5 protein-coding genes and 1 riboswitch are annotated in these 4840 nt (G+C 31.0%); all 5 genes read left to right on the top strand.

Annotated elements, in window-relative coordinates:
* A partial coding sequence (locus VK071_10260) for a pirin-like C-terminal cupin domain-containing protein (protein ID HLR35690.1) occupies positions 1 to 158 on the top strand: 158 nt, incomplete at its 5' end.
* A gap of 257 nt (positions 159 to 415) precedes the next feature.
* The gene (locus VK071_10255) at positions 416 to 2098 is read left to right on the top strand and encodes an ATPase, T2SS/T4P/T4SS family (protein HLR35689.1); all 1683 of its coding nucleotides are present in this window, start codon (positions 416 to 418) and stop codon (positions 2096 to 2098) included.
* A gap of 10 nt (positions 2099 to 2108) precedes the next feature.
* Positions 2109 to 3161, top strand: coding sequence for a type IV pilus twitching motility protein PilT (locus VK071_10250; protein ID HLR35688.1), 1053 nt, complete (start codon positions 2109 to 2111; stop codon positions 3159 to 3161).
* Positions 3162 to 3173: 12 nt separating this feature from the next.
* Positions 3174 to 4376: a type II secretion system F family protein gene (locus tag VK071_10245; protein ID HLR35687.1), complete on the top strand. Its 1203-nt coding sequence runs from the start codon at positions 3174 to 3176 to the stop codon at positions 4374 to 4376.
* A 79-nt stretch (positions 4377 to 4455) separates the two neighbouring features.
* Positions 4456 to 4550: riboswitch (cyclic di-GMP riboswitch) on the top strand.
* Between the two features lie 74 nt (positions 4551 to 4624).
* On the top strand, positions 4625 to 4840 hold a 216-nt coding region (locus tag VK071_10240; protein ID HLR35686.1), incomplete at its 3' end, for a prepilin-type N-terminal cleavage/methylation domain-containing protein.

Here is a 4840-nt window from a genome sequence, read left to right as displayed (position 1 = left end):
TTAGAGCTAATGAAAAAGGAGTAAGATTTTTATTATTATCTGGTAAACCAATAAAGGAGCCAATAGCTTGGGGTGGGCCAGTAGTTATGAACACAAAAGAAGAGTTGAGAACAGCATTTAAACAGATAGATGATGGGACCTTTATTAAGAAGGTTTAAAATAGCAGGGATTATTTCCCTGTTATTTTAGATTTTATTCAGCTAAAAACTGTTCTGTAAATGCAATAAATATATTTTATAAGAAAAATTTTGTATTTTATTAAAGGAAATATGATTGATATATAGAATGTATATAGTAAAACCTAGAGACTGTATATGTAGGGATAATTAAACTGGTGAATTAAGATAAATGGCGTGGATTTATATCGAATATATGGATAAGCAGTTAATTTATTACTTGAGAAAAGGTGGGCCTAATGGTTAATAAGAGTAAAAAGTTAGGTGAATATCTTATATATATGGGCAAAATAACAAGAGAAGAATTAGAAGAAGGTTTAAGATTGCAAAAGATAACTAATAAAAGAATTGGAGAAACCCTTGTAGATTTAGGTTATGTATCTCGGAAAGATGTGGATGAAATATTAGAGTTACAACTGGGAATTTCCTATATAGATTTAGAAAAATGCTTAATAAATCCTAAAATACCAAAGCTGATACCTGAAAGTATAGCTAGAAGATATGAATTAATTGCTATTGATATAAAAAGTAATTGTCTAGTAGTAGCTATGGTGGATCCACTAAATATATTTGCCATTGATGATATAAAATTAGCTACAGGTTATAGGATTCAGCCAGTTATATCAGGGGAAGAAGATATTTTAAATGCCATTGATAAATACTATGAAGAAGAAACAGCAAAAAAATTAATAGCTAAGTTTGAAGAATCCTATGATGATAATTCTTCTAAAGATATTGAAGAGAAAGAGCTTATAGATGTGGCAGAGGCTCCTGTTGTAAGGTTGGTAGACTCTATTATTAGCCAAGCTGTAAAAATGAATGCAAGTGATATACATATAGAACCTTTTAGTGATGAAGTAAAAGTTAGAAATAGAGTTGACGGTGATTTGCAAGAAATAATGAAACTACCTAAGGAAACCTTGCCTTCTATAGTGACGAGAATTAAAATTATAGCTGATATGGATATTGGGGAAAAGAGAATCCCTCAAGATGGAAGAATTGAAAATTTTGTAGGAGAAAGAAAAATAGATATGCGTATTTCCACCTTACCTACAGTCTACGGTGAAAAAATTGTTATTAGACTCTTAGATAGAAATAATTTTATGTTTAAAAAAGAAGAATTAGGATTTTCTGAAAATGATTTGAAAGTGTTTAATAATATTTTAATGAAACCTTATGGCATAATATTGACGACAGGGCCAGCAGGAAGTGGCAAGACTACAACTTTATACAGTGTTCTAAGAGAGTTAAATAGAGAAGAAAAAAATATTATTACTGTAGAAGATCCAGTAGAATATAAATTGAAAGGTATAAATCAAGTTCAAGTAAATAATAAAGCAGGTCTTACTTTTGCTAATGGACTTAGATCAATCCTTAGACAGGATCCAGATATTATTATGATAGGAGAAATAAGAGATGCTGAGACAGCAAGCATAGCAGTTAGAGCAGCCATAACTGGGCATTTAGTTTTTTCCACACTTCATACCAATGATACAGCGTCAAGTATATCAAGACTTGTAGATATGGGTATCGAACCTTATTTAATTTCGTCAGCTGTCATAGGAATATTATCCCAAAGATTAGTAAAGAAACTATGTAGTAATTGCAAAGAGGCCTATAAGGCCAGCACTATAGAAAAAAGAATATTGGATTTAGGTGTAAATCAGAATGTAATATTATACAGACCAAAAGGATGTAACTTTTGTAATAAAGGTTTTCAAGGAAGAATCGCTATTCATGAAGTTATGAATATAGACGCTGATATTAGGGAATTAATAGATAAAAATGTTTCTACTGATAAAATTAGAAATATGGCTATAGAAAAAGGAATGGTAACTTTATTGAATAATGCAAAAAGATTAGCCTTAAAAGGCACTATTACAGTGGAGGAAGTTTTAAGGGCAGGATATATATGGGAATAGGGTGAGGAATTTGGAACTTTTAGATTTAATTAAAGTTGGAATCAGTAAGAATGCATCTGACCTTCATATAACTGTAGGTATGCCTCCCGTATTTAGGATTGATGGTAATTTACAGAAATATGGAGAAGGGAAATTAAAACCTAGGGATACAGAAAAATTAGTTAAATCAGTTCTAAAAGAAGAACAATTACAAGAGTTGAGGGAAAAAGGAGAAATAGATCTATCTTTTTCAAGTCTAGGAGTAGGTAGATTTCGTGTTAATGTTTATAAACAGTTAGGAAACTATGGAATGGCTTTAAGAATTATTCCATTAACAATACCTACTATGGAGGAATTAGGAGTACCATCAGTGGTAAAAGAATTAGCAAGAGTTCCAAGAGGTCTTATACTAGTCACCGGACCAACTGGTAGTGGAAAATCTACTACTTTAGCTTCTATTATTGATGAAATAAATCGGGAAAGGAATTGTCATATACTTACCCTTGAGGACCCAATAGAGTATTTACACAAACATAATAAAAGTATAGTAAGTCAAAGGGAAATAGGAAATGATTCCTTAAACTTTACAAATGCTCTTAGGGCAGCCTTAAGGCAAGATCCAGATGTGATTCTAGTAGGGGAAATGAGAGATTTAGAGACTATAAAAATAGCCTTAACTGCAGCGGAAACAGGTCATTTAGTAATATCAACATTACACACCTTGGGAGCATCTAAAACTATAGACAGGATTATAGATGTTTTTCCTCCCCATCAGCAACAACAAATAAGAATTCAGTTGGCGTCAGTAATACAAGGAATATTATCTCAGCAACTATTGCAAAAGTCTGATGGAAGTGGAAGAATAGCAGCTTTTGAAGTCATGGTTGCTACACCTGCTATTAGAAATTTAATAAGAGAAGAAAAAGTTCATCAAATAAATACCTCTATACAAACGGGAGGAAATTGCGGTATGGAAACAATGGATAATGCAATTTTACATTTATATAATAAAGGGGTAATATCAGGAGAAGTTGCCTTAAACCATGGCTACAATGTAGAGTTACTAAAACGATATATCCAGTAAGGTGGTGATATATTGAATTTTAGATATAAAGCAGTTACAGAGACTGGAAAGATAATTGAAGGAACATTTGAAGGGGAAAGTTCTCAAGAGGTTTTATCTATGCTTAACGGGAACGACTATTTACCGATTTCAATTGAAGAAACCAAAGAAAAGAAATTAAAAAATATTAGAATATTTAGTTCATCAGTAAGGAAAAAAGATATTGCTATTTTTTGTAGACAGTTTTATACAATGCTTCATTCAGGCATTAATATAATTGATTGTTTAAATATTTTAGAAAAGCAAGCTGAAAATAAAACTTTTAAATATGCAATTGGACAAGTTAATGAAGATGTTCAAAAAGGAATAAGTTTATCTCAGGCTATGGGTAAACACGAAAAGGTGTTTTCTACACTTTTAGTAAGTATGGTTGAAGCAGGCGAAGCTAGTGGTACCCTAGAGGATATTATGGAAAGAATGGCGATTCATTATGAAAAAGAAAATAATATTGAAAACAAAGTAAAGACGGCTTTTTTATATCCAGTAATACTTATTATTGTATCTATAGCAGTAGTGATATTTTTATTAACTGTAGTAATGCCTACTTTCATTAATATGTTTGAAAGCAGTGGTTCAACTTTGCCGAGACCTACTAGGCTTCTACTAAATATGAGTTATAGAGTAGAAAAATATTGGTTTATTTACATAATAATTATTGCTTCAATAGTGTCAGGTGTTAAATACCTTAAGAAAACCTTAATAGGTAAACTTTATTTAGATACCATAAAAATTAAGTTCCCGGGGATTAAAAAAACAAATATAAAGATTATCACCTCAAGATTTACAAGAACCCTTTCAACATTGTTGTCTAGTGGAATTCCTTTAATTCAGACTATAGAAATAGTCGGTAAAGTGGTAAATAATGAAGTAGTAAAAAAGGGCTTTGAAAAAGGGATAGAAAATATACAGAAGGGAGATTCTCTTTCAACTATAGTTAAAGAAATTGGGGTTTTTCCACCAATGGTATATTCAATGATTAAAGTTGGAGAGGAGTCTGGTTCTTTAGATGAAATACTTTTAAGAACTGCAGACTTTTACGATGAAGAAGTGGAGGTTTCTTTAGAAAAAACAACTACAATGCTAGAACCTATTTTAATAGTTATAATGGCCTTTGTGATTGGATTCATAGTAATAGCTATGGCAATGCCTATGTTTGACATGATTGATACAATTTAAACAATGATAAATTATAGGATAATAAAAAGCTAAAAGTCACATATTGAAACATGATTGTAATATAAGTAAACAATATAAAATAAAAATAGGGCAAAGCTATCGAAAGGTAGTGGCGCAAAGCCTGAGTCTAAAATTATAGTAGTAGGAAATAATTAGGATCGTTCGGCTGCATAAATAATATTCAATTATTTGTGCAGCCTTTTATTATATAAAATATAAATAAGATTAATTCAAAAGGGGGAAATAAAGTGTTTGAAAGGATTATTAAAAACTTAGCAAAAGATAACAGGGGATTTACATTAATTGAATTGGTAGTAGTAATAGCCATATTAGGAATTCTAGCACTAATAGCGGTACCAAGACTAGCAGGTACAACGAGGAAAGCTGATATAAGTGCACATAATGCAAATGTAAGAAGTTTAGAAAGTGCAGCAACTATGTATATTGCAGAAAATACTAATATT

This window comes from Tissierellales bacterium (genome assembly GCA_035301805.1).
Classification (GTDB): domain Bacteria; phylum Bacillota; class Clostridia; order Tissierellales; family DATGTQ01; genus DATGTQ01.
The sequence above is the reverse complement of the archived record's forward strand: the minus strand, read 5'-3'. Positions and strand labels throughout refer to the sequence as shown.